This is a genomic window from Desertibacillus haloalkaliphilus, from assembly GCF_019039105.1.
GTDB lineage: Bacteria > Bacillota > Bacilli > Bacillales > KJ1-10-99 > Desertibacillus > Desertibacillus haloalkaliphilus.
The window spans coordinates 1-543 of the sequence record NZ_JAHPIV010000070.1; the positions used below are offsets into that span (position 1 = coordinate 1).

General features: G+C 53.6%; 1 protein-coding gene. It reads right to left on the reverse strand.

Annotated features, from left to right (window positions below; all coding sequences use genetic code 11):
• On the reverse strand, positions 1 to 543 hold a 543-nt coding region (locus KH400_RS29620), incomplete at both ends, for a hypothetical protein (protein WP_217227932.1).

Here is a 543-nt window from a genome sequence, read left to right on the forward strand (position 1 = left end):
CCCCCCTCTTTCTCTCCTCCTCTTCCTTTCCCTCCCCTCTCTTCTCCTTCTCCCCTTTTTTTCCTCCCCCTCTCTCCTCCTTTCCCCTCTCCCCTTTTCCTTCCCCTCTCCTCTTCTTTCCTCCCTCTCCCCCTTTTCCCCTTCCCCTCCCCTTTTCCTCCTTTTTCTTTCCCCTCCTCCTTCCTTCCCCTCCTTCTCTCTCTTTCCTCCCCCTCCTTCCTTCCCCCTCTTTCCCCCTCCTTCTTCCCTCTTCTTCTTTCCCTTCTTTCTCCTTTTCTTTCTTTTTCTTTCCCTTCCCTTCCCCTCCCTCTTCTCCCTTTCCTTTTTCTTCCCTCCCCCCCTCTCTTTCCTCTCCTCCCCCCTTCCTCCCTCCCTCTTCTTTTCTCCTTCCTCCTTTCTTCCCTTTCTTCCTCTTCCCTCCTTCTTCCTCCCTTCTTCTTCTTTTCCTTTTCTCCTTCCCCTTTTTTCCTCTCCCCCTCTCCTTTCTTCTCCTCCTCTTCTCCTTCTTCCTCCCTTCCCTTCCCCCCTCTCTCCTTCTCCTCT